Origin of the sequence: Salegentibacter holothuriorum (assembly GCF_900168045.1) — a bacterium.
GTDB lineage: Bacteria > Bacteroidota > Bacteroidia > Flavobacteriales > Flavobacteriaceae > Salegentibacter > Salegentibacter holothuriorum.
The window spans coordinates 76,841-100,186 of record NZ_FUYY01000002.1 but is presented as its reverse complement, the minus strand read 5'-3'; the positions used below and the strand labels follow the sequence as shown (position 1 = coordinate 100,186).

General features: G+C 37.7%; 18 protein-coding genes. 11 read left to right on the top strand and 7 right to left on the bottom strand.

What is annotated here, in order from left to right; genetic code table 11:
* Nucleotides 1–47 precede the first annotated feature (47 nt).
* The 4 genes from B5X51_RS04780 (at nt 48) to B5X51_RS04765 (ending at nt 6,319) form a co-directional block, all read left to right on the top strand.
* Nucleotides 48–3,137, top strand: coding sequence for a SusC/RagA family TonB-linked outer membrane protein (locus B5X51_RS04780; RefSeq protein ID WP_079719754.1), 3,090 nt, complete (start codon nt 48–50; stop codon nt 3,135–3,137).
* A gap of 10 nt (nt 3,138–3,147) precedes the next feature.
* Nucleotides 3,148–4,848, top strand: coding sequence for a SusD/RagB family nutrient-binding outer membrane lipoprotein (locus B5X51_RS04775; protein WP_079719753.1), 1,701 nt, complete (start codon nt 3,148–3,150; stop codon nt 4,846–4,848).
* Between the two features lie 379 nt (nt 4,849–5,227).
* Entirely contained in the window at nt 5,228–5,683 is a 456-nt protein-coding gene (locus tag B5X51_RS04770; protein WP_079719752.1) for an SRPBCC domain-containing protein, read from the top strand.
* Between the two features lie 9 nt (nt 5,684–5,692).
* Nucleotides 5,693–6,319, top strand: a complete 627-nt coding sequence (locus B5X51_RS04765) for a copper homeostasis protein CutC (protein WP_079719751.1) — start codon at nt 5,693–5,695, stop codon at nt 6,317–6,319.
* A 109-nt stretch (nt 6,320–6,428) separates the two neighbouring features.
* Here B5X51_RS04765 and groL read toward each other — a convergent pair whose 3' ends face one another.
* The 7 genes from groL to miaB form a co-directional block, all read right to left on the bottom strand.
* Nucleotides 6,429–8,069, bottom strand: a complete 1,641-nt coding sequence (gene groL, locus B5X51_RS04760) for a chaperonin GroEL (RefSeq protein ID WP_079719750.1) — start codon at nt 8,067–8,069, stop codon at nt 6,429–6,431.
* Between the two features lie 90 nt (nt 8,070–8,159).
* Nucleotides 8,160–8,435, bottom strand: a complete 276-nt coding sequence (locus B5X51_RS04755; RefSeq protein ID WP_079719749.1) for a co-chaperone GroES — start codon at nt 8,433–8,435, stop codon at nt 8,160–8,162.
* 152 nt (nt 8,436–8,587) lie between these two features.
* Nucleotides 8,588–8,932, bottom strand: coding sequence for a preprotein translocase subunit SecG (gene secG / locus B5X51_RS04750; protein ID WP_079719748.1), 345 nt, complete (start codon nt 8,930–8,932; stop codon nt 8,588–8,590).
* The gene (locus B5X51_RS04745; protein ID WP_079719747.1) at nt 8,929–9,804 is read right to left on the bottom strand and encodes a hypothetical protein; all 876 of its coding nucleotides are present in this window, start codon (nt 9,802–9,804) and stop codon (nt 8,929–8,931) included. Before B5X51_RS04745 ends, secG begins: the two co-directional genes overlap by 4 nt.
* 2 nt (nt 9,805–9,806) lie before the next feature.
* On the bottom strand, nt 9,807–10,310 hold the full coding sequence (locus tag B5X51_RS04740; RefSeq protein WP_079719746.1) for an LptE family protein: 504 nt from the start codon (nt 10,308–10,310) through the stop codon (nt 9,807–9,809).
* 17 nt (nt 10,311–10,327) lie between these two features.
* Nucleotides 10,328–11,608 (bottom strand): sigma-54 interaction domain-containing protein, encoded by a 1,281-nt coding sequence (locus tag B5X51_RS04735; RefSeq protein ID WP_079720717.1) that lies wholly within the window; start codon nt 11,606–11,608, stop codon nt 10,328–10,330.
* Nucleotides 11,609–11,732: 124 nt separating this feature from the next.
* Entirely contained in the window at nt 11,733–13,184 is a 1,452-nt protein-coding gene (miaB, locus tag B5X51_RS04730) for a tRNA (N6-isopentenyl adenosine(37)-C2)-methylthiotransferase MiaB (RefSeq protein ID WP_079719745.1), read from the bottom strand.
* A gap of 142 nt (nt 13,185–13,326) precedes the next feature.
* On the opposite strand from miaB, the gene B5X51_RS04725 reads away from it, so the two are divergent.
* The 7 genes from B5X51_RS04725 to porN all read left to right on the top strand — a co-directional run bounded on the left by B5X51_RS04725 (nt 13,327) and on the right by porN (nt 23,168).
* Nucleotides 13,327–14,574: an LVIVD repeat-containing protein gene (locus tag B5X51_RS04725; RefSeq protein ID WP_079719744.1), complete on the top strand. Its 1,248-nt coding sequence runs from the start codon at nt 13,327–13,329 to the stop codon at nt 14,572–14,574.
* A 192-nt stretch (nt 14,575–14,766) separates the two neighbouring features.
* Nucleotides 14,767–17,316 (top strand): type I DNA topoisomerase, encoded by a 2,550-nt coding sequence (gene topA, locus B5X51_RS04720; RefSeq protein WP_079719743.1) that lies wholly within the window; start codon nt 14,767–14,769, stop codon nt 17,314–17,316.
* A gap of 3 nt (nt 17,317–17,319) precedes the next feature.
* Nucleotides 17,320–18,480 (top strand): formimidoylglutamase, encoded by a 1,161-nt coding sequence (locus tag B5X51_RS04715; protein WP_079719742.1) that lies wholly within the window; start codon nt 17,320–17,322, stop codon nt 18,478–18,480.
* Between the two features lie 115 nt (nt 18,481–18,595).
* On the top strand, nt 18,596–19,960 hold the full coding sequence (porK, locus tag B5X51_RS04710) for a T9SS ring complex lipoprotein PorK/GldK (protein WP_079719741.1): 1,365 nt from the start codon (nt 18,596–18,598) through the stop codon (nt 19,958–19,960).
* A gap of 47 nt (nt 19,961–20,007) precedes the next feature.
* Nucleotides 20,008–20,664, top strand: coding sequence for a type IX secretion system motor protein PorL/GldL (gene porL / locus B5X51_RS04705; protein ID WP_079719740.1), 657 nt, complete (start codon nt 20,008–20,010; stop codon nt 20,662–20,664).
* A gap of 52 nt (nt 20,665–20,716) precedes the next feature.
* Entirely contained in the window at nt 20,717–22,261 is a 1,545-nt protein-coding gene (gene porM, locus B5X51_RS04700) for a type IX secretion system motor protein PorM/GldM (RefSeq protein WP_079719739.1), read from the top strand.
* A gap of 13 nt (nt 22,262–22,274) precedes the next feature.
* Nucleotides 22,275–23,168: a type IX secretion system ring subunit PorN/GldN gene (gene porN / locus B5X51_RS04695; RefSeq protein WP_079719738.1), complete on the top strand. Its 894-nt coding sequence runs from the start codon at nt 22,275–22,277 to the stop codon at nt 23,166–23,168.
* Nucleotides 23,169–23,346 lie beyond the last annotated feature (178 nt).

The window sequence follows — 23,346 nt, the reverse complement described above, 5'->3', positions numbered from 1 at the left end:
TGAAATGCGTCATTAAGGCGTGAAATTCTAACCAAAACTATTTACACATGGGTAAAAAATTATTATTCCTGCTAGGATTAATGTTTTTTTCATTTAATCAAAACTTGATTGCGCAGGAGCAGACAGTAACAGGAACAGTAACAGATTCTGAAAACGGAATGCCTTTACCGGGAGTTACTGTATTGGAAAAAGGAACCAGTAACGGAACCTCTACAGATTTTGACGGGAATTACTCTTTGGAGGTTGCCAATGACGCTACTTTAGCTTTTTCTATGGTAGGGTATATGAAACAGGAAATACCTGTAAATGGACAAACCACAATAAATCTGCAACTTTCTGCAGATACTGAGGCTTTAGATGAGGTAGTGGTAACTTCTTTAGGATTAACAAGAGAGAAAAAATCCCTGGGTTATGCCGTAACCGAGTTAGATTCGGAAGAGGTAAACACTGTAAAGGATTATAACGTTGCGAATTCTTTGGTAGGTAAGGTAGCCGGTTTAGTAGTTAATCAGGCTAGTGGAGTAGGTTCTGGTTCTCGTATTACTATTCGTGGTAATAACACTTTAACGGGAAATAACCAGGCTTTGGTAGTTGTAGATGGTATTCCAATTGATGCCTCAGGAAATGAATCTGGCGGAAGTATTTTTAATAGTACCGTTACAGGCGGGGGAATTACAGATATTAATCCTGCAGATATAGAATCAGTATCAGTGCTAAAAGGGCCAAACGCTGCTGCGCTTTATGGTTCAAGGGCTGCTAGTGGTGTGATACTAATTACTACTAAAAAAGGAACAAGAGGTGCAGGTTTAGGTATTTCTGTTAACTCTAATATCTCTATAGAAGAAACCATGTTTCTTCCAGATTATCAAAATGAATATGGACAGGGAACTAACGCTGCAGTTTATTCAGATTTAGATAACTTCGGCTCTAGCTCCTGGGGGCCATTATTAGATGGTTCTCAACAGTTATATTATACAGGAGAACAAAGATCCTATACCGCACAACCAGATAATGTAGAAGATTTCTTTGAAAATGGAATCAAAAGTATAAACACCATCTCAATGGATCAGGGTGGAGAAAACCACAGTGTAAGATTTTCCTACACTAATAACCAGACAACTTCGGTTATCCCAAATTCTGAACTTCATAGTCATAACTTTAATCTAAGAGGACTTATAGATTTATCTGATAAATTAACATTAGATACTAAAGCTACCTATTTTACCCAGGAACTTGAAAATAGAGTGAATGTTGGTACAGAGGGTGTTTTGGCGTATGTGTATAGAACGCCAAGAAATGTGGCTATAGATGATCTTAAAAGATATAAGCCTTCGCTATGGCCTAATCCAGAAATGTTTCCCGACGAATATGCGGCCATAAGTTATGCAGGCCAGAACAAAAGTATTGGTAATCCATATTGGATGTTAAAACAGGACACGAATGATGAGCGTAGAGATCGTTTTTTGGGGTTCACAAAATTAAACTATGAATTTAATGATTGGATTTCTGCATTTATTAGAATTGGTGGTGATGTGACTAATGTTAGAACAGAAAATATTCAGGATTATGGACATCACTTTTTCTATGATGGTCGCTTAAATTTTGGTAATCGGAAAAACGTAGAAATAAATAGTGACTTTCTAATTACAGCCGATAAAGATCTTACCGAAAAACTAAACCTGGTTGCCAACGTTGGGGGTAGTTTGTCTAAACGTACTTTTGAAGGAATGAGTGTTAGCGGAAATCAATTTAGATTGCCTTCCAGAGCATTTTTAAATAACACCAACGTTCAAACTAGTACACATACTCCTTTAGGGGTTAAGAAGATTAATTCACTGTATGGGTCTTTTAGCTTTTCCTACGATGATTTTATGTATCTGGATCTAACTGCCAGGAATGATTGGTCCTCGACATTAAGTGAAGATAATCGTTCTTTCTTTTATCCTTCCGTAAGTTATGCATTGCTAGTGAACCGTTTTATAGATCCGGATAGAGAATTTTTGGATATGCTTAAACTAAGAGCTAGTTGGGCAGAAGTAGGTAACGATACAGGAGTTTATCAATTATACCAAACATTTAGTGTTCCACAACAAGGTTACTTAGGACTAACTGTTTTAGAGGGTCCTAGCGTAAAATTAAATCCAGACCTAAAACCAGAGAGTGTAAAATCTACTGAATTTGGGGTTGAATTTAATATGTTCAAAAATAGGTTGTATGGAGATTTCTCAATCTATGAGATCGTAACGAACGATATGATTTTTAATGTACCTGTTCCTTTTTCAACCGGATACAGCTTCTTTAAAGAAAATGTTGGGGAAGTAAAGAACAATGGATTTGAGCTTATGGTTGGAGGAATACCTATTCAAAACGAAAACTTTAGATGGGATGTTTCTGTAAATATGTCCAGAAATAACAACAAGTTGGTAGAATTAATTGATGGTTTAGATTATACTGTTTTAAATAGTTTAGGAGGCCTTTCTGTTAGAGCAGAAGTTGGTGGCGGAATTGGTGATCTTTATGGTACAACCTGGAAAACCAATGAAAATGGAGAAAGGTTAGTAAACGCAGAGGGCTTTCCGGTAACTTCTATTGAACGTGAAAAACTAGGGAATGCTCAGCCAGATTTTATTGGAGGTTTAACCAATACTTTTACCTATAAAAACTGGAATTTCAGATTTTTGATAGATGGAAGATTCGGTGGCGAAATTTACTCGGCTACTTCCTCTTATCTTGATGGTGCCGGTGTTTCTGAAAGAAGTCTTCAATATAGAGATGGCGGGATAACAATAGATGCAATTAATGAAGCTACTGGAGAACAAAATGATATTCAGATTACCGCGCAACAATACTGGAGCAATTATTCTGATATTACCGCGCCTTATGTTTATGATCAAACCAATGTGAGATTACGAGAATTTGCTTTAACTTACAGGTTGCCAGGGGAATCTATAAGTAATATAGGTTTAACTTCCGCCTCTGTAGGTGTAATTGGTAGAAACTTGTTCTTTATTTATAAGGAAGCCGATGATATTGATCCTGAAGCTTCAATAGGTACAGGGCTTACAGGACAGGGTATTTCCCTTAACAATGCACCAACTATTCGTAGTCTGGGTTTAAATATTAATATTAAATTTTAATAACATAATTATGAAAGGAATTTTAAAGACAATTAGCACAAGCTTGTTGTTGGTCTTTTTACTTGCCGGATGTTCCGATTTTGAGGAGATCAATACAAGACCCGATGCATTTGGATCTGAAGAAGTAAGTGCAAAATACTTTCTTACCGGAATTCAAATAGAACTTTATGCGCCTAACCGGTTTCCTTACTGGAGAGCGCAATTAATACACGCCGATAGGTATGCAGGTCAATTTACTTTTGGTTATAACGGTTGCTGGTGGACTGGCTCCCTGGGGTATGATTACAGCGCAGGTTATACCGATGCCACTTATAATTGGATAGCTGGTTATGTTAGTAACCTAAGTGTTTATCAAAATTTTGTGGGTGAAGGCGGAGATCTGGAAAATCAGAATTTTTACGCTCTTGGTCTTGTGATGAAAGGACTGTATTACCAAATGTATACCGATACTTTTGGAATGGTGCCGTATTCAGAAGCATTAGACCCAGATATCATTACTCCAAAATTAGATAGTCAATCTGAAATTTATCGTGGGGTGATAGCCGAGTTAGACCAGGCAATGAGTATTATTGGTGATCAAACCGAAACAGGTGATGGTATTGAGTTTCTTGCAGAGAACGATTTGTTCTTTAATGGAGATCTTCAACAATGGAAAAAATTAGCGAATACCTTGAAGCTAAGAATGGCATTGAGAGCTCAGGGATCTCCAGGAGCAGATTTTGCCGAAACAGCTATTTCAGAAGCTATGCAGGCTCCACTTTTAAATACTGAGATGGATAATGCACTTATGGCAAAAGATACCGAAATAGATCAATTTGGAAATGCAGCTTATGGTGATATTTGGCATAATTTCGGAGGGATTGGCTCGAAATGGAATGTAGGAAAAACACTCATTGATTATTTAAGAGATAATAACGATCCAAGACTGTCCCGTTACGCCAAGCCAATAATTGGTGGAGATTTCACCTTTACAAGACCAGCTGAGGGGGCAGGAGCAAGCCTTTTTGATAAGCATGTAGAATTTATTTTGGATGAACTCGATAATGCCGGAGTATCTTATACAAAAACTGGCTCGGGAGATGAATTCACACTTTCTGTTTCTGCAGATCAGGATTATTATGTTGGTCAACCTTCAAGATTAAATCCTGAAATCTATCCGCATGTAAAAAACAATTTATTTTCTGAACCGGCAGATTGGGTAATTAATCCAAAAAACCAGGGATTAGAAATTTTTCCTGAAGTAGTATTTACTGCAGCCGAAGGAAACTTTTTGCAAGCTGAGGCTATCGTAAAAGGTCTTAGCTCTGGCGATGCCCAGGCATTATATCAAGAAGGAATAAGACAGGCTATGAAAATCTGGAGTGTAGAAGAAAGCGCAATAGAAACCTTTATTGCTAACGAAGACATGGCGCTATTAAACGGAACCGATGAGGAAAACTTAGAGAAAATTGCTATTCAAAGATGGATTGTTGCTTATACAGATGGGTTTGAAGCCTGGGCTGTAGTGAGAGATACAGGTTATCCGACTGAATTAGCAAGTGGAGTTTCTGATTATGATATTTATGCGGCAGGAGACTTAAATGGAGAATATCCACAGCGAATGAGGTATGGAAACCAGGAATATAATACCAATGGAGCAAATGTTGAAGCAGCTCTACAGGAGCAGGGGCCTGATGAACAGGGAACTGAATTATGGTGGGCACAGGATTAGCCTGAATAGTTGTTTGTTAAAAAAAAGAGGGGATATATCTCCTCTTTTTTATTTGAAAAATTTAGGTATTTTGTTTGCTTTATAGTCCCTGGAAGCGTTTTGAGAAATGGCTTTCAATTACTGCATTAAGGAACCTCAGAAGTGATTTAAGATATGAACCGGGTATATTATGATTTTATTCTAATAATTACCGAAATCTGTATCGCTATAACTAACCTTGTTCAAAAATTTTAATACGAGTTATTCCTGACAACTTCGTTTTAGGAATCCGTAAAATCATTTTTTGCTATTTTTTTGCGAAAACCAAACTAAACCTCACAAGTTTTTGAAACCTATGAGGTTTGGAATTTCTATTTTATATTGATGTAAATTGCAACTTATGAAAATGCTAGAAATTAAAACCGCCCTGCAAATCGCTAAACCAAAAGCTGAGATTTACCACGCTATTATAGATCCTGAATATATGAAGCATTATTTTATTGCTGAAAGCTCCGGGATGATGGAAGAGGGGAAATCTATAAGCTGGAAGTTTCCCGAATTTGATGAACATGTACCGGTAACTGTGCTAAAATTAACTCCAAATGAATTGGTCTCTTTTGAATGGGAAGGTATGAAAGATGAAAATCTGCATGTTGAGATTAGTCTGACCGAAGTTTCCCAAAATAGTACACTTGTAAAAATCACCGAAGGTAAAATGCAAGCCGACGATAAGGGAATTAAGTGGTATGGTCAAAATACTGAGGGTTGGGCGAATTTCCTTGCTTGTTTAAAGGCTTATTTAGAATTTGGAATCAATCTTAGAAAAGGAGGCTTTGATTTTATGAAGAAAAATTAAATTAGTGTGATGTATTATTTAAAAGAAGCCTGTGTAGAAAGTTTGGAACAGGCAGTAATTGCAGAAAAAAATGGAGCCGATAGAATTGAGCTCTGTGCAAATTTAGAGCTGGACGGTTTAACGCCTTCAAGAGAATTGATTACTTCGGTTAGCTCTCAACTGGATATTCCGGTGCGCGTTATGATTAGGCCCCGGGCTGGTGATTTTATGTATAATAATGCCGAAATGGAACAAATGGCCATGGATATTAGCTTTTGTAAAGAAATCGGGGTAGATGGCGTGGTATTAGGGATTTTGAAAGAAAATAAATCAATAGATATTGAGGCTATTGAAAAACTGGCGGAAATAGCAAAACCAATAAAGCTTGTATTTCATAAAGCCATTGATGAAACCCCGGCTATTTTAGAAGCGGTGAAATCTCTAAGAGAATCAGGTGTTGTAAATGGTATCCTTACTTCCGGTGGGAAAAGTACCGCAATGGAAGGTCTTTCTCAGCTGGAAAATATAATTGCCACGGCGGGGGATATGGAAGTTATTTGTGCTGGGAAAATCACTTCAAAAAATATCGAAGAATTACACCGAAAAATCAATGCTAAGGCTTATCACGGCAAAAGAATTGTTCCAGGATTGGAATAATAATTTTCTAATTGAGATTAAGAGGATCTATCTTTTTAGGCTCCTGAAAAAAAAGAAAACCCGTTTCGATTAAGAAACGGGTTTTTTAATATTTGTTATGGATGGGCTATTACATCATTCCGGGCATTCCACCACCCATTCCGCCTGGCATACCTCCGCCACCTTTGTCGTCTTCTGGAAGATCAACAAGGGCACATTCGGTAGTTAAGATCATTCCGGCAACAGAAGCAGCGTTTTCAAGTGCAACTCTTGTTACTTTCTTAGGATCTATAATTCCGGCTTTCATCATATCTACAAATGTGTCGGTTTTTGCATCGTAACCAAATTCTTTCTTGCCTTCAAGAACTTTATTGATTACAACAGAGGCTTCACCACCAGCATTTTCTACGATAGTTCTAAGTGGAGATTCGATTGCTCTAACCACTATCTGAATTCCTGTAGCCTCATCATCATTTTCAGCTTTTACTTTAGCAAGAACAGCTTGAGCTCTTACAAGCGCAACACCACCACCGGCAACGATTCCTTCTTCTACAGCCGCACGGGTTGCGTGAAGGGCATCATCTACACGGTCTTTCTTTTCTTTCATTTCAACTTCTGAAGCTGCACCAACATAAAGTACGGCAACACCACCAGCTAATTTAGCTAGACGCTCCTGAAGTTTTTCTTTATCATAATCTGAAGTAGTGGTTTCGATCTGAGCTTTGATCTGGTTTACACGTTCTTCAATTTGCTTGTTATCACCAGCACCGTTTACGATAGTAGTATTATCTTTATCGATAGCTACTTTTTCTGCAGTACCTAGCATATCAATAGTAGCGTTTTCTAAAGAGAATCCTCTTTCTTCAGAAATTACAGTACCACCGGTTAGGATAGCGATATCTTCTAACATTGCTTTTCTACGATCTCCAAAACCTGGAGCTTTAACAGCAGCGATCTTAAGAGAACCACGTAGTTTGTTTACTACTAGAGTAGCAAGGGCTTCGCCGTCTACATCTTCAGCAATAATTAAAAGTGGCTTTCCAGATTGTGCTACCGGCTCAAGAACAGGAAGCAGATCTTTCATAGAAGAGATCTTTTTATCGAACAATAAAATGTAAGGATCTTCAAGATCTGCAGTCATTTTCTCTGAATTCGTTACGAAATATGGAGAAAGGTAACCACGGTCAAACTGCATACCTTCAACTACTTCTACGTGAGTTTCGGTACCTTTAGCTTCTTCTACGGTAATTACACCTTCTTTTCCAACTTTACCAAAAGCCTTAGCAATAAGATCACCAATATGCTCGTCGTTATTTGCTGAAATAGAAGCTACCTGCTTTATTTTTTCTGAAGAATCACCAACTTCTTTGGTTTGTTTCTCCAAATCTTTAGTGATTGCAATTACAGCTTTATCTATACCTCTTTTAAGGTCCATTGGGCTTGCACCTGCTGCAACGTTCTTAAGACCTTCTTTTACGATAGCCTGGGCAAGTACAGTAGCGGTAGTAGTACCATCTCCTGCAAGGTCATTGGTTTTAGAAGCAACTTCCTTAACCATTTGAGCTCCCATATTTTCTAGTGGGTCTTCTAGTTCAATTTCTTTTGCTACAGTTACACCATCTTTAGTTACGGTGGGTGCACCAAAAGATTTGCTTATTACTACGTTACGCCCCTTAGGACCTAAAGTTACTTTTACGGCATTTGCCAATGCATCTACACCGCGTTTAATTCCATCGCGAGCTTGAATGTCAAACTTTATATCTTTTGCCATTGTTAGTTAATTTTGTCATTTCCGCCGAAGCAGAAATTGAATTAATAATATTTTATTTTGAAATTTCCCCGGGAATGGGGAAAAGAAGTCTTACACTATTGCAAGGATATCGTCTTCTCTCATCATTAGGTAGTCTGTTCCTTCCAGTTTTAATTCTGTACCAGAATACTTTCCATAAAGCACAGTATCACCAACTTTCACAGTCATATCGTGATCTTTAGTACCCTTACCTGCTGCCACTACTTTGCCACGTTGTGGTTTTTCTTTAGCTGTTTCGGGAATATAAATTCCAGATGCCGTTTTAGTTTCGGCTGCTTCAGGTTCAATAAGAACTCTGTCTGAGAGCGGTTTAATGTTTAGTCCCATTTTTTATAAATTTATTTAGGTTAATTAATCTTTAAATAAGCGACTAGGCCTATTTCTAAAATTATGCCACCTCTTTTTTACTGCCAATTACCAATAAAAAATGCCAGCTTGTCATAAGCTGGCATTTGTAATATCTATAAAGAATGAAGCCTTTATTGAGCGCTGTCAGATTCTGTTGACTGTCCTGGCATTTGAGCCGGTGGAGTAGCAGTGTTTTCAGGCATTGCTGATTCATCAAAAACCTTTGATTCACCATAACCAGCATCATCCATAATTGTTACGTTAGAAAGTAAAATAAGGACTAATAAAAGGGTAGCCAGGGTCCAGGTACTTTTATCTAAAAAGTCTCCGGTCTTCTTAACTCCACCTACTTGTTGTCCGCTACCGCCAAAAGAGGAAGATAGACCACCGCCTTTAGGATTCTGTACCATAATTACTACTACCAGTAAAAAGGCTACAATAACTATTAATGCTAAAAAAATCGTGAATGTGCTCATTCTTGCTTTGTGTTATTTTCTTGTAATTTTTCGATTGCCCGAATTTGGTCAGCAAAGAAACCACTTTTTTCGGGATTTTTCAAAATTAATATTTTATATGCCTGAATGGCTTTTTTATAATTTTTTTGCTCCAAATAAACCCGGGCTAAAGTCTCTGTCATCAAGGACTCTGGTGGAGTTGTATTGGTTTCGGCCAGGTTGGATTTATTAGTAGGTTTGCCTGGTTTTATTTTAGGACTTTTGGAAATAAACCTATCAATAAGCTCAAACTTTTTATGCTGAAGCTCATCTTTTTGAGATTCTTGCTCTAACTGTTTTTCTCTTTTTATCGGTTGTGCCGATGTAAGTCTTAGCCATTCTGAAAAAGAATGTGATTCTGAAGCATCAAATTCCAGAGGTTCACCTAACTTTAATTCATTCTTCTCTGAATCAGGTTCCTTTTGAACTTTAGCTTTCTGTTGTTTTTCTGAAAACAAATCGGGATCCATCACCTGTTCCGATTCTGATTGCTGCATCTTAATGGCTTCATCTATGGCCATGCTTCTTTTGGCAAAAACCTCTTCGGGTTCAAAAACGGTAATATTTCGCAATTGCTCTTCCTGATCCTGAATTTGCCTGGCAATTTTGTTCTGATTAAACTCTTTAGAAGTAATAAAATCAAATAGAACGCTACGATTTGTAGTGTAGGCAGCTGTTTTTTTTAACGCACTATTGTAACTAAATTCCTGATGCTCTTTTAAACCTTTTAGTCTAACTGCACGAGCTGACTGAAAATATGGAGCTTTTTGAATAAGTTTTTCTAAAGCGCCAGTTTGTTCAGCGGTAATGCTAGCAGGTTTTTGCAGCAATTTTATGAATTCGGGTGCTTCCATAATTACCAATCGGTTAACGCCGCATTAAAAATATCCTGGGTTAAACGCGTAAAGATTTCATTTACCGTGGTTTCCAGGGTGCCCCCAACCAGTTGAGCCTCCGCAGGATAATCTTCATAAAAAGAGAATCGTCTTTCAAAATCTTTTTCGGGCTCCAAAGTGTTGTAGTACCGAACATTCACTGCAATGGTGAGCCGGTTTTGTGCTGCTGTATTATCGGAAGTAGCGGTAATTGGGGCTACATAAAAATCAATGATTTCACCTTCAAAAATTAGATCGGCGTTGCTATTGGCCAGGCTTAAACTGGTTTGATTTTGAATAAGATCCTGTAATTGCAGGGTAAAGGTTCTATCTATTCCCGGTTCTACCAAATCGGCCTGATTTTGAAAGAAATTTACCTGAAAAGATTCGGCAGCGCCAGTATCAGCACCCGTAAAGGAGTAGATCCCACAAGATTGTGTGCAAAATAAAAGCACCATAGATAAAATAAAAGCAGACTTTTTCATAAAATCGGGGACTAAAATTAGAGGTTGTATTGTTTTATTTTTCTATAAAGTGTACGTTCACTTATGCCTAATTCTTCAGCAGCAGCTTTGCGTTTTCCACTGTGTCTTTCCAGAGATTTTTTAATAAGTTCTAGTTCTTTATCCTGCAAAGAAAGGGTTTCTTCTTCCTCAATTTCTTCAGCAAAATAATATTTGTCTTTCTCTCTGTTAAGTTCAGATTTGGGACTGTTTTGCGGGATTTGTAAGACTTCCAGGTTTTCGTTGCTTAGCGCGTCCAGTTCTTCGGCATCTATATCTTCCCCTTCTTCATTGTCACCATAAATCTTTTGGATAAGACTTTCATTTTCATCCTGAACCTTCTTTGTATTTCCACTTTCCATTAACTTTAAGGTAAGTTTCTTAAGATCGGTGAGGTCGCTTTTCATATCAAAAAGCACTTTATATAGAATCTCACGCTCATTACTAAAGTCGCTTTCCTTCTTTTTATCGGAAATTACCGCGGGCAAATTACTGCCAATATTTGGAAGGTATTCTTTTAGACGCTCAGGGCCAATAATGCGTTCCTGCTCTAAAACCGAAATTTGTTCAGCGATATTTCTTAACTGTCTAATATTACCTCCCCATCGGTATTTTTGCAATAAACTAACCGCATCATCCTGAAGTTTAATGGTAGGCATTTTATATTTCAGTGCGAAATCTGAGGCGAATTTTCTAAATAATAAATGGATATCTTCTTTACGATCTCGTAATGGAGGAAGATTGATTTCTACCGTACTCAGCCTATAATAAAGATCTTCCCTAAAGCGCTCTTTTTTGATAGATTCCTGCATGTTAATATTGGTAGCCGCTATAATGCGAACATCAGATTTTTGCACTTTAGAAGAACCTACTTTTATAAATTCCCCGTTTTCCAAAACACGAAGCAATCTAACCTGTGTAGGAAGTGGTAATTCTCCAACTTCATCTAAAAATATCGTTCCGCCATCGGCCACTTCAAAATAACCACTACGGGTTTGGGTGGCGCCGGTAAAAGCCCCTTTTTCATGTCCAAATAATTCAGAATCTATAGTTCCTTCGGGAATTGCACCGCAGTTTACCGCAATGTATTTTCCGTGTTTTCTATGAGAAAGCGAGTGAATAATTTTTGGGATACTTTCTTTACCAACCCCACTTTCCCCGGTTACCAATACCGAAATATCTGTAGGCGCAACCTGGATTGCTTTTTCTATAGCGCGGTTAAGGCGTTGATCGTCGCCAATTATTCCAAATCGCTGTTTTACTGCCTGAATTGATTCCATAGGCCCCCTAGCCCCCAAAGGGGGAATTAAAAGCCCCCCAACCCCCAAAGGGTGAGATGCGGTAGTTAATATTTATATTTAAGAATGTCATAACTTTTATATCTTTTTTGTTTTCTTCCTTTTTTTATTCCCCTCCTTCGGAGGGGTTAGGGGAGGCTTCGCCTATCAATGTAGCACTGGTACAATCGTTTATTTTTACGTTTACAAAATCCCCAACTTTGTAGTTTTCTTTTGGGAAAACAGCTACTGTATTTTGTGTGGTTCGGCCGCTCCAGTGTTCACTGGATTTTTTTGATTCTCTTTCAATTAAAACCTCTACGGTATCTCCAAGGAATCGTTGCGTTCTAAAGTGGTTATGTTCCCGTTGAAGTTTTACTATTTCAGCTAATCTCCGTTGTTTTGTTTCGGCTGGAACATCATCTTCCAGTTTACGTGCAGCCATAGTGCCCGGTCTTTCAGAATAAGCATACATGTATCCAAAGTCATACTTTACATATTCCATTAATGATAAAGTATCTTTGTGATCTTCTTCGGTTTCAGTTGGAAAACCAACTATCAAATCCTGGGAAATGGAGCATTCCGGCATTAATTCTCTTATATAATCTATAAGTTTAAAATATTCTTCCCGGGTATGCAGCCTGTTCATCTCTTTTAAGATTCTGTCGCTTCCACTTTGAACAGGTAAATGAATGTGTTTACAAATATTTGGATAGGCAGCCATAACTTCAATCACATCTAAGGTCATGTCTTGCGGATTTGAAGTAGAGAACCTAACTCTCATTTTTGGTTGTGCTTCTGCAACTAATTTCAAAAGCTGGGAGAAATTGGTAGCGGTAGCTTTTTGTATCTCAGAAGCATTTTTAAAATCTTTTTTGAGTCCGCCGCCATACCATAGATAACTATCTACATTTTGACCTAAAAGCGTAATTTCCTTGAAACCTTTATCCCAAAGCTCGTTTACTTCTTCAACAATGCTTTGTGGGTCGCGACTTCGTTCTCTTCCGCGGGTAAAAGGTACTACACAGAATGTGCACATATTATCGCAACCACGGGTTATAGAAACAAAGGCAGAAACTCCGTTGGTTTGTAGTCGCACAGGAGAAATATCGCCATAGGTTTCTTCTTTAGAAAGAACCACATTTATAGCATCACGACCTGCTTCTACCTCGTTTATTAGGTTGGGTAGATCTTTGTAGGCATCTGGCCCAACTACAAGGTCTACTATTTTTTCTTCTTCCAGGAATTTCTCTTTGAGACGCTCGGCCATACAGCCTAAAACGCCAACTTTCATTCCCGGGTTTATTTTTTTTACCGCATTGTATTTTTGAAGCCGTTTGCGAACGGTTTGTTCTGCTTTTTCTCTGATAGAACAGGTATTTACCAAAACAAGATCGGCTTCTTCAAGTTTTTGCGTAGTATTAAAACCTTCTTTTGCCAGGATAGAAGCTACAATCTCACTGTCGCTAAAATTCATTGCACACCCATAACTTTCAATAAAAAGTTTACGGCTATTTTCCTGCTTAGGCTCCATCACCAGGGTGTTTCCCTGTTTTTTTTCGTCTATTTTCTTCTCCATAATTCAAAGTTCCTTTTTCAGGATTAAGAAATGCAAAGATAAGGGTAAAACCGACTTCTGACAAAGTGACAGCAATTTTTTTAATTTTCTTACGCAACCTTTTCGTGTTTGCTGTATCTATATAGAAACCAACCTAATAATTATGAAGTTTTTCTACAGCTTAATTATGTTGCTTCTCCTGGCCATAGTGGCTCTATTCACTTCTTGTGAAAAAGATGATGTTGAAGGAGATTTTTATAATGTTGCAGTCCCTATAGTAAAACCTATTGAAGAATTTAGGGCGATGGTTAAAATATCTGAACCAAGAGCTATTACAGAAGCGGGTAAAATATATACCTATGGCGATTATGTTTTTATAAATGACGCTCATAAAGGAGTGCATATTATAGATAATACCGATCCTTATAACCCCGTTAAAATTAAATTTCTTGAAATTCCGCTAAATACAGATGTCGCGATAAAGGATAATATACTGTTTGCTAATTCAGCAATGGATCTTGTGGTTTTTGATGTTAGTGACATGAATAATATTAAGGAGGAAAAAAGAATGAAGAATGTTTTTCCCAACCATAATAGTAGAATTCCTGCTAATGCATCTTTTGTAGATGGAAATAAATTTAATCCCGAAACCGAAGTTGTAATGGGATATTTAATGGAAACCAGGAAGATTGAAATGGCGAATGAAGCAGTGTGGGAGGATTCTTTCTTTGGAAATTCAGAAGCAAACTCCGCAGGCGGATCGGGAACCGGTGGTTCACTTGCCCGATTTAATATCAACGAGGATTATTTATATATAGTAGATGAATATGAATTATCAGTTTTTAATATTGCGGGCTTAGAAAATCCGGAATTGATAAAAAGCGAATGGGTGGGAAGAGATATAGAAACCATCTTTTATAAAGAGAACCATCTGTATCTTGGAAGTTCTCGTGGTATGTACATTTATAGTTTAGAAGACCCGGCTGTACCTCAATTTAAATCTATGTTTAGTCATATTTTAGGTTGTGATCCTGTGGTGGTAAAGGATGATATTGCTTATGTGACTATTAGGGGCGGAAATGCTTGTGGACAGGAGTGGAGTCAGCTTGATGTAATAGATGTAACCGATAAGTCCAATCCGCAATTACTGCAATCTTATGATATGGAAAATCCTTATGGGTTGGGTGTAAAAGACGATTGGTTGTTTGTTTGCGATGGTACCGCCGGATTAAAAATATATGATACAAAAAATACCCCCAGCCTGGAATTAACAGATCACTTTCAGGACATTAACACCTATGACGTCATCCCTTTAGAGGAGGTGCTGTTAATGGTTGGGGATAATACACTTTTCCAATATACTTATAAGGGAAATGAGATTGAATTACTAAGTACTTTCAGTCTGAATTGATTTTGTTATGTTTGGTTTTTTAAGGTTACCCCACATTCTTGTGGGGTTTTTTTATACCTTTTGAATAAAAAAATTTTATGGTGGGAAGTCTTGAATGTGGCTGTTTTGCCAGCTAATTATAGTTGTTTTGTAAAATCATTTAGGTTGTTAAAAAAAAATTGATATACTTTTGCAGCTAGAAAAAAGAGAGTTATGGCAAAGAATTTAGTGATTGTAGAGTCCCCTGCCAAGGCAAAAACCATCGAAAAATTTTTAGGTAAAGATTATAAGGTAGCGTCCAGTTTTGGGCACATTGCCGACTTACCTACAAAAGAATTGGGTGTAGATACTGAAGGCGATTTTAAACCAAAATACATAGTTTCTAAAGACAAGAAAGATGTAGTTAGAAAACTAAAAGGCTTTGCTAAAGATGCTGAAATGGTTTGGTTGGCAAGTGATGAAGACCGGGAGGGAGAAGCTATTGCCTGGCATCTTGCAGAGGAGCTTAAGCTTAAAGAGGATAAAACAAAAAGAATTGTTTTTCACGAAATCACTAAATCGGCTATTCTTAAAGCTATTGATAATCCAAGAGCAATTAATTATAACCTAGTAAATGCCCAGCAAGCCCGTAGGGTTTTAGATAGGTTGGTGGGGTATGAACTATCACCGGTTTTATGGCGGAAAGTTAAAGGAGGTCTTTCTGCCGGGAGAGTACAATCTGTTTCAGTGAGACTTATTGTAGAAAGAGAACGAGAAATTCAAAATTTTACTGCGGAAGCTTCATTTAGAATAGACGCCGAATTTACTACGGAAGATGGTAAATCTTTTAAAGCTAAAATTCCAAAGAACTTCGATTCCAGGAAAGAAGCCGAAGCATTTCTTCAACAAAACCTTGGGTCAGATTTTAAAGTAGCAGAACTTACTACCAAGCCTGCGAAGAAATCCCCGGCACCGCCTTTTACCACTTCCACTTTACAACAGGAAGCTGCCAGAAAGTTGTATTTTTCAGTAAGTAAAACCATGACTATGGCGCAACGTTTATACGAAGCGGGTCATATTACTTATATGAGAACAGATTCGGTGAATCTTTCCGAAGATGCGAGAAAAGGTGCCAAAGAAGAAATCTTAAAGGCGTACGGAGATAAATACGCTAAATCCAGGCAGTTTAAAGGAAAAACAAAGGGTGCACAGGAAGCTCACGAGGCGATTAGGCCAACTAATTTTGCTAACCATTCGGTAAGAGCAGATCGTGACGAACAACGCTTATATGAGCTGATCTGGAAGCGAGCTATCGCTTCACAAATGAGTGAAGCCCAACTAGAGCGTACCAATGTGAAAATTGAAGCTTCTAAACACGATAAGCAGTTTACTGCAAATGGAGAAGTTTTGAAATTTGATGGTTTTCTAAAAGTTTATTTAGAAAGTACAGACGATGATGAAGATGCAGAAGAACAAAACGGGATGTTGCCTGCTTTAAAGGAAAATCAGCCGCTTAACAATAAATATATTACCGCTACAGAGCGATTTACCAGACCACCTTATAGGTATACAGAGGCTTCTTTGGTTAAGAAACTAGAGGAGTTGGGTATTGGGCGTCCTTCTACATATGCGCCTACAATTTCTACCATTCAGAATAGAAATTATATAGAAAAAGGATCGGTAGATGGTACAGAGCGGGAGTATTTGCAATTTGTACTGAAAGGTGCTGATATTAAAGAAAATAAATTATCTGAAACCGTTGGAAGTGATAAAGGAAAATTAGTGCCAACTGCCGTGGGAATGGTGGTGAACGATTTTCTTGTAAATCATTTTTCAAACATTCTTGATTATAATTTCACCGCGAGAGTAGAACAAAGTTTTGATGATATCGCGGAAGGAAATGAAGAGTGGACGCATATGATGAAAGAATTCTATGCAGACTTTCATCCGCAGGTTGTAGATGTTGCTAAGAATGCCGACCGTGAAGTTGGAGAAAGAATTTTAGGCGAAGATCCGGAAACCGGTAAACCTGTAAGTGTGCGTTTAGGAAAGTTTGGGCCTATGGTTCAAATTGGTTCGGTAGAAGACGATGAAAAACCAAAATTTGCCAGCCTTGGTCCAGACCAAACTTTAGATTCGGTTACTTACGAAGAAGCGATGGATCTTTTCCAGCTTCCGAAGGAATTAGGAGAATATAAAGATGAAAAAGTTGAGGTAAATAATGGCCGTTTTGGGCCTTATGTGAAATTTGGTAAGAAATATGTTTCCCTTGAAAAAGGAGAAGATCCATTAAACGTAGATTTTGAACGTGCAATGGAGTTGATAAAGGAAAAGGAAAAGGCAGATGCGCCAATTCACCATTACGAAGATATGCCGGTGCAAAAAGGTGTGGGTCGTTTTGGTCCTTTCTTAAAATGGAATGGTATTTTCATTAACGTAAATAAGAAATACGATTTTGATAATCTTTCTATTGAAGATATTGAAACCCTAATTGAGGATAAAAAACGTAAAGAGCGTGAGAAGTTGATCCACAATTGGGAAGAAGAAGGAATTAGAGTTGAGAAAGCACGTTGGGGAAGATATAATATCATAAAAGGCAAGACTAAAATTGAAATGCCGAAAACCACAGATGCCGAGAATTTGACTTTACAGGAGGTGCAGGAGATTTTAGAAGAAAAGTCTAAAAAGAAGAAGAAAACCACCAAAAAGAAAGCTCCGGCTAAAAAGTCGGCAGCTAAGAAAAGCACGGCTAAAAAGAAAACCACTACCAAAAAGAAGAAATAATATATGGATTTAGATTTTCTGAGTCCCCTTTCTGAAGATTTACTAAGAGAAATTGCCGGTTTTGGTGAGCATTCTCTGGCTAATTTAGTTAAGAAACATACCATTGCTCAAGGTTTTCCAGACATGGAAGACGTGCAAATGGCCATTGTTGGTATTAAAGAAAACCGTCTTGGTGAAGAAATAGATTTTCTCGATTTTGTTGATGTAAGAAAGGCTTTTTATAGTTTATTTCCAGGGAACTGGCATGTTAATATTGCTGATCTGGGAGATATTGAAAAAGGAGAAACAGTAGAAGATACTTATTTTGCGGTGCAGACTTTGGTGGCCCAATTGGTGAAAAAAGATGTGATTCCAGTGCTTTTAGGTGGAAGTCAGGATTTGGTTTACGCACAATACCGGGCTTACGATACTTTAGATCAAATGGTAAATCTTGTAAATATAGATAGCCGTTTCGATTTGGGAGATACGGAAAATTCGATTAGCAACAGGTCTTATATTAGTAAAATAGTGGTGAATCAGCCATATAATTTGTTTAATTATTCAAATATTGGCTATCAAACCTATTTTAACTCCCAGGACGAAATAGAATTAATGGAGCGCCTCTTTTTTGATGCATATCGTCTGGGGGAGGTAAGTAATAATTTTAAATTGGTAGAACCGGTAATGCGTGATGCAAATATGGTTGCTATAGATTTAGCAGCGGTTAGTGCTCCTTCTTCTGGTTCACGTGATATTTCTTCGCCTAACGGATTTGACGGTAAAGAAATTTGCGCATTAGCTCGCTATGCCGGGATTAGCGACAAAGTGAGCTCTTTCGGAATTTACGAATATGATAACCTTAAATTCGGGAATTTAGGAGCTATGTTAATGGCGCAAATGATGTGGTATTTTGCTGAAGGTGTAAATTACCGAACTAATGAAAATACTATTTCGGCAAAAAAAGAGTTTATAAAGTACCAGGTGCCTATAGATGATGAAGTTTTAGTTTTTTACAAAAGTCCTGTGAGTGGGCGGTGGTGGATAGAAATTCCATTTCTTGCTCATGTGGATACTAAACTTAAAAGAAGTACGTTATTACCATGCAGTGAGGAAGATTATTTAGAGGCCTGTAATCAGGTAATTCCTGAAAGGTGGTACAAAGCAAAAAGAAAAAACGAAGTTTAAAATAAATTCACGCATTAATTTGATTTACTGTATTTTTATCCAAAATATTGTTTTTTAAAAAATAATTAGATAGGTTTACTGCCGTAAATTGAGATGTCTTAACCTAAGAAATACTATGAAGAAATTTATTTCGCTAATAGCTGTTCTAGCCTTACTTGCAAGTTGTGGGCGTGGAGATCGTGGACAGCTGGTTGGTGCGAAAGGGGAAAAGTGGAATCCGGAGAAACCGCTGGGGATGACATTAATTCCTGGAGGTGCCTTTATTATGGGTAAGTCTGATGATGATATCGCAGGCCAACGTAATGCACCACCAAAAACGGTAACAGTGCGTTCTTTTTATATGGATGAAACCGAAATAACTAATGCCGAATACCGTCAGTTTGTAGATTATGTGAAAGACTCTATAGTTAGGACTGAATTGGCTATTATGGCTGAAAATATGGGTGAAACCGAAGGTTCTGATGGGATTGGTGATTATGCATTTCTAGATACCGATGAAGCCGATATGACGCCCTATGAAGAATATATGCTGAATACTTATGGCCAGGGTGGTGTTTCAGATACTTACGAGAATCGTCGTTTAAATAAGGATATAGATATTATTTGGGATACTGAAGATTATCCAGATGTATATTATGCCGAGGTAATGGATATGATGTACATTCCAATGGAAGAGGTTTATAATGGACAGCGTACCATTGATGTTGAAAAATTGAAATTTACTTATTCGTGGATGGATGTTCAGAACGCTGCGAAAGAACAAGGTAATAGAAGTAACTTTATAAAAAGAGAAGAGATTTCGGTATATCCCGATACCACGGTATGGATTAGAGATTTTAATTATTCTTATAATGAGCCTATGCATAACGATTATTTTTGGCATAGCGCTTTTGATGATTATCCGGTAGTAGGAGTTTCGTGGAAACAAGCAAGGGCTTTTGCGCAATGGAGAACTTTATATCATAATTATTACAGAAGAGAAAAAGGAGATCACAATGTGCCTTCTTACCGTTTGCCAACTGAAGGTGAATGGGAGTATGCTGCACGTGGCGGATTGGAAGGAGCTACTTATCCATGGGGAGGGCCTTATGCTAAAAACGACCGTGGATGCTTTATGGCTAATTTCAAACCTTTAAGAGGAGATTATGCAGCAGATCAGGCATTGTATACCGTAGAGGCAAAATCTTACGATCCTAATGATTATGGACTTTATAATATGGCAGGAAATGTTGGAGAGTGGGTAGATTCGTCTTACGATCCTGCGTCTTATGAATATATGTCTTCAATGAACCCAACCGTAAATAATCCTGATGATATGCGAAAAGTAGTTCGTGGAGGTTCCTGGAAGGATGTTGCTTATTTCCTTCAGGTAAGCTCAAGGGATTACGAGTATGCAGATTCAGCAAGAAGCTACATTGGCTTTAGAACAGTTCAGGATTACCTTGGGACAGATGTTACCCTAAATCAACCTAACAGATAATTAATAACCTATTTAACCAGTAGAGAATCTAAATCTATTTTATTATTATGGCAAAATCAAATTCAACTAAGAGAATAACTAACATGGTGTACGGTTTAGGTGCATCAGTTGTAATACTAGGTGCCCTTTTTAAAATTATGCACTGGCCTTATGCAAACCCTATGCTTATTGCGGGGCTTGTGGTAGAAGCTTTTGTATTTGCTTATTCTGCTTTTGAACCGGCAGATGATGATCTTGACTGGTCTTTGGTATATCCAGAATTAGCCGGTGGACAGGGAAGTCGCCGCAGCGCTACTGTAATTGAGGAAAACAAAGAAACGCAAGGGCAACTTTCTAAGAAATTAGATGAAATGCTTAAAGAAGCTAAAATAGATGCAAGTTTAATGCATAGTCTTGGAGATAGCATTCGCAATTTTGAAGGAGCTGCAAAAGGAATTGCACCAACTGTAGACGCTATGGCTTCACAAAAGAAATATAGTGAAGAACTTACCACGGCTGCTACTCAAATGGAAACATTAAATAACATTTATAAAGTTCAGGTAGAGTCAGCTTCTCGTCAAGCAGAAATTAACCAGGAGGTTGCTGAGAATGCCGGTAAATTAAACCAGGAAATGGGATCGCTTGCTGCAAACCTTTCCTCGTTAAACGGAGTTTATGGGGGTATGCTTACAGCAATGAATGGTACCCGTAGCATGTCTAATTAGTGATTGCATTACCTGAAAAACTAAATTATTAATGAACCAAACTAATTAGCACATGGCGTCTGGAAAAGAAACACCAAGACAGAAGATGATTAACCTGATGTATTTGGTATTCATCGCGATGATGGCACTAAATATGTCTAAAGAAGTATTGACAGCCTTCGGTCAAATGAATGAGGACCTGGAGGAATCTAATGCTACTACATCTCAACGTAACGATATGGCAATGGCTGGTTTAGCCGCTAAAGCCCAGGAACAACCTGCAAAATATGAAGAATTAAAAGCTAAAGCAGAACAAATTAGTACGCTTTCAGATAATTTATATACCACCATAGGAAGTCTTAAAGACGAATTATTGTCAGAATTTGAGGTAGAAGATAAGAGTAATTATGAGGCTATGGATAGGGCAGATAAGCTCGACAATTTATTTTTTGCCAGTGGAAGAGTAACCCCACGAGGTGAAGAATTTGTAGCTGAAATAGATAATTATAGAAATGAAGTGCTTGCTATTTTGGGAGATGGTTTCCCGCAAATTAGAAGTGAAGTAGCAAAAGATTTTTCTACTGAAGAAGTAACAAATAATGAAAATGTAACCAAACCCTGGTTAATGTATAACTATCAGGGGTTTCCTTTAATTGCTTCGCTTACAAAACTAACGCAGATACAATCTGATGTGACATCAACAGAAAATGATATCTTGTCTGCAATGCTTGAAGGACAGCTGCAAAGCGATGTTTCTTTAACAAACTACCAGGCAATTGTGGTGCCAGATAAGACTGCTTTTTTTAGTGGAGAGAATTTTAAAGGTAAAGTTGTTTTAGGTCGTGTAGACCCAACTTTAAAATTTGAAAACGTAACCATAAACGGTAATGATGTAGAAAGTACTCAAGCCGGTCAGGTAATGTTGGATTTTCCTGCAGGAAATGTAGGAGAAAAAGAGATAAATGGGGAGCTTCAGTTTAAAGAAGGGGATTCAATTGTTAGAATTCCAATTAATAGTTCTTATGCTGTTATACCAAAACCAAATTCAGCTGTTATTTCGGCTGATAAAATGAATGTGCTTTATCGTGGGGTTCAAAACCCTATGACGATTTCCATTCCTGGTGTAGGTAGTGTTAGCGCCCAGGCACCTGGACTTTCTTCAGCCGGTGGTGCTGGGAAATATGTGATGAATGTTACTACATTAAAGGCAAGGGAAGTTGCTATTAATGTAAGTGGTAAACTTCCAGGGGGAGAAACTGTTTCAGATAGTAAAACCTTTAGGATTAAAGATATTCCTCAACCAGTAGGAACAGTAAGAGGTGAAGATGGAGCGGTTAAGATGCAACGTAATAGTTTAGAAATCTCTACTATTAGTGCAAGTTTACCAGACTTTGACTTTAATCTTAATCTTAATGTTTCAGGCTTCAGTTTCAAGGTTCCTGGACAGCCTACTATACGAGTTAGCGGGAGTAAGCTAGATAACAATGCAAAGGCAGCTCTAAGAAGAGCAGGTAGAGGTGAGACTGTACAGATTTTCGATATTCAGGCCGGTATTGCTGGTAACTCAAGTTACAAGCTTAAAAAGGTAGCTCCTGTTATTGTTGAGTTGACAAACTAATAAAATTTAGAAGATGAGTTGGAGAGGATTTTTATTGAATGCTTTGGTGTTGGTTTTTACGGTAGCATCCTACGGTCAGGCGAATATTTTAAACGCCAAGAGTCCAGATGATATAGGTAAGAAAACCGAGGCTCAGACTCAAAGTGACCTTAACGATAAGCCACTTGAGTATGGATACATTGAAGATCGGGATGTGTTATGGTCTAAAAACGTATGGGAGAAAATTGATCTTGATGAAAGAGTGAATTTCCCATTGTATTACCCAATAGATGTTAATAATATTGGAAATAATCGCCGTTCACTTTATGATGTTTTGGTTACTGCTATTAAAGATGGAAAAATTAAAAATATCTATGCCGATTCTTATTTTACCGAAAAGCGTACTTTAAAAGATATTGAGGCAACTATCTCTAAAGTTGATACTACAGATCTTGGTATTGAACAATATAATGCAGGGGAACAGGTAGATGCGCAGTTTATAGATCGTAGAGATCTTGGTGCTGCTGATATAGCCGAATATCATATTCGTGGAATGTGGTATTTTGATAAACGCCAGGCTGAAATGAAGTATCGTCTTTTAGGTATTGCACCCGTTGCTCCAGATGTTAACTTTATAGACTCTGGTCAAACCGATCTTGTTGAACTATTTTGGATATGGTTTCCTGATGCCAGAGAGGTTTTACACGAAAACAAGGCCTTTACAGGAAGTAGCTCTGCGCAAACGGTCACATTCGATCATTTGCTTAACTCAAGAAGGTTTTCTTCAATGATCTATAAAGAAGATAATGTTTATGGAGATCGTGAAGTAGATGATTATATTGTAGATAATGCGTTTATGGAGCTTCTGGAAGCACAGCGCATAAAAGAACAGATTCGAAATTTTGAGTTGGATATGTGGAATTACTAATTCCAATATGGCTTATATAAATTATAAAAAAGCGTTCCCCTGGGAGCGCTTTTCTTTTTTGGTCTATTTAGGATTGGGTCTCAAAACTAAATTGTTTTATCATATGCCAATATTGAAAACTTAAAATCCTGATAAAGGAATCGATAGCCTTAATTACAAAGCCGTTCCTCAATTACTA